Origin of the sequence: Streptomyces sp. UG1, from assembly GCF_049974585.1 — a bacterium.
Taxonomy (GTDB): Bacteria; Actinomycetota; Actinomycetes; order Streptomycetales; family Streptomycetaceae; genus Streptomyces.
On the sequence record NZ_JBNGGG010000118.1, the window covers coordinates 1 to 2,517 of the forward strand.

The 2,517-nt window shown below is 69.2% G+C and carries 2 protein-coding genes and 1 pseudogene; 2 read left to right on the forward strand and 1 reads right to left on the reverse strand.

What is annotated here, in order from left to right; all coding sequences use genetic code 11:
- Nucleotides 1–81: 81 nt before the first annotated feature.
- Nucleotides 82–391: pseudogene (locus ACP4J3_RS50525) on the forward strand (hypothetical protein).
- Nucleotides 392–424: 33 nt separating this feature from the next.
- Here the strand turns inward: ACP4J3_RS50525 and ACP4J3_RS50530 are convergent.
- Nucleotides 425–1,312 carry a helix-turn-helix domain-containing protein gene (locus ACP4J3_RS50530; RefSeq protein WP_426545014.1) on the reverse strand — a complete coding sequence of 296 codons (888 nt, stop codon included), beginning with the start codon at nucleotides 1,310–1,312 and terminating at the stop codon, nucleotides 425–427.
- 138 nt (nucleotides 1,313–1,450) lie between these two features.
- Here ACP4J3_RS50530 and ACP4J3_RS50535 point away from each other — a divergent pair, with 138 nt between their 5' ends.
- On the forward strand, nucleotides 1,451–2,275 hold the full coding sequence (locus ACP4J3_RS50535) for an SDR family oxidoreductase (protein WP_426545016.1): 825 nt from the start codon (nucleotides 1,451–1,453) through the stop codon (nucleotides 2,273–2,275).
- The last annotated feature ends 242 nt before the right edge of the window (nucleotides 2,276–2,517 follow it).

Consider the following 2,517-nt stretch of genomic DNA (forward strand, 5'->3'; position numbering starts at 1 on the left):
GCAAGAAGGCGGGAGCGGGCCTGGACGATCCGTCGTTCGTGCAGCCGGACCGGCCGATGTCAGCCATCGGTGGCTGACCGAGTGACAAGCAGGTCAGGGAGGTACGGAGGCATGGCAGCCGAGCGAGGCCACGAGCACGCCGGCGATCAGCCTGATCGCGATACGGCGGACACGGTGCGCAACCATGACGCGGGCGCGGCGTGGACACGCTGAGGTGTTCGTGCCACCCGACGGCGGAGGCCGAGATGCGGCGGATCGCGGAGAAGGACGTGGCGAACGGCGGGATGCCTTCGCAGCCTGCGGGCAACTGATCGACGACCTCAGGCACGAGGTGCCCATCTGGAAACACCAGAAGTTCTCGGACGGGACCGATGAATGGGTCGACGCGTGACGCTGTCACAGGCGGCCCTGGGGGACCCACGTCTCAGCGAAGCGGCTCCATCTCCCAACTGGCCAGCATCCGCAGGGCTTCCTCCGAGCGGGAGCCCGGCTCGGGATGGTAGGTGACCAGCCGCATGGGGGCGCCCCCGGGCAGTGTCATGGGTTCGTGGACAAGGTCGAACTCTCCGACCAGCGGGTGCCGCATCCGCACGGTCTCGCCGACGGTCCCGCAGCTCACCTCGTGCCGTGCCCACGTCTGCCGGAACTCCTCGCTCTTCTGCGACAACTCCTGGATCAGCGAGGAGAAGTGTGGGTCCTCCGGGCTCTTGCCGGCATTCATCCGCAGAACGCCGGCGATCCTCAGAGCCATGCTGTGCGGATCGGCGAACCTCTCGCGCGCCTCGGGCGAGAGAAAGGCCAGCCAGGCCGTGTTGCGCTCCTCGGGCGGCAGCAGGCCCCAGTCCCCGAAGACGGCGGTGGCGAGCCGGTTCCAGCCCAGGATGTTCAGACGACGGTCGACGACGAAGGCGGGCACCCCGAGCGCATCGAGCAGGTGCTGCACGCTGGGCCGCAGTCGCCGCGGCGGGGGCGCAGCCTGCGTCGCGCTCTGCCGTTCGGGCTGGGCCAGCCGGACCAGATGCTCCCGCTCCTCCTCGTTCAGGCGCAGGGCGCGGGCGATGGCGTCCAGTACCTCGGCCGACATGGTCTCGCCGTAGCCCTGCTCCAGGCGCGCGTAATACGCGTACGACACCCCCGCCAGCTGCGCCAGCTCCTCGCGCCGCAATCCGGGCACCCGCCGCCGCCCGTACGAGGGCAGCCCTACGTCCTCGGGCTGGAGCCGGGCCCTGCGCGACCGCAGGAACTCCTTCAGCTCGGTGCGCCGGTCGAGTCCGGACGTCACTTGGTCACCGGGCGCCACATGTGAAGACATCTCTGCCCTCCGGTTGTCATACGTGCCTCGCTGTGCGGAGCAGCGTACAGCATCGAGTCCACGCATCACCTTGATACTCAGTATCAGAAAGATGTAGAGTCTCGGTATAAGACTTCACTTCGAACGGGAGTGTTTCTCGTGAGCAAGATCTGGTTCATCACTGGTTCCTCGCGCGGCTTCGGTCGTGAGTTCGTCAAGGCGGCCCTGGAGCGCGGCGACAAGGTCGCGGCCACCGCCCGCAATACCGGCTCCCTCGCGGATCTGGTGGCCGCGCACGGCGAGGCGATCCTTCCCCTGACCCTGGACGTCACCGACAAGGCCGCCGCCACCGCGGCCGTCCAGCGGGCGCACGACCACTTCGGCCGCCTCGACGTCGTCGTCAACAACGCCGGCTACGGACTGTTCGGTACGGTCGAGGAGTTGACGGAACAGCAGGTCCGCGACCAGGTGGAGACCAACTTCTACGGCGCCCTGTGGGTCACCCAGGCCGCCCTGCCCCTCCTGCGGGCCCAGGGCGGTGGTCACATCGTGCAGATCTCCAGCGTCGGCGGTGTCACCGCCTTCCCCAACCTCGGTGTCTACAACGCCTCGAAGTGGGCCCTGGAAGCCCTGAGCGATGCCCTCGCCCAGGAGGTCGCCGGATTCGGCATCAAGGTCACCCTCGTCGAGCCCGGCGGCTTCGCCACCGACTGGTCCGGCTCCTCCGCCACCTTCGCCGAGCAACTGCCCGCCTACGACGAGCTGCGCACGGCCCTCGCCGCCTACTGGAGCAACGTCGAGCGCGGCGACCCGACTGCCACCGGTGCGGCCCTGCTGAAGATCGTGGACGCCGACAACCCGCCCCTGCGGGTCTTCTTCGGCAGCTCCCCGCTCCAGCTCGTCCCGCAGGTCTACGCCGAGCGCCTGAAGACCTGGGAGGAATGGGCCGACGTCGCCACCGAGGCCCAGGGCAGCGCCGCGTAGCCGTGTCACACGGGCGCCGACCGAAGCCGGCGACGAGGAGGCGAGCGTCCCCGTCGCGAGGACCGGCCGGGAGATGTCCGCAGGCAGGTACGAGAGGGTCAGCGGTCCGTGCGTCGTCACTCCTCCAGATCTTGTGCCGTGGGGACCGGGCCGCCGCCGTCGGGGATCCAGCGGCCCGAGTCGCGCCACTTGACCGCCTCGTGGAAGCCGTGGGTGGCGGCGAACTGCTGGAACCAGCGGCC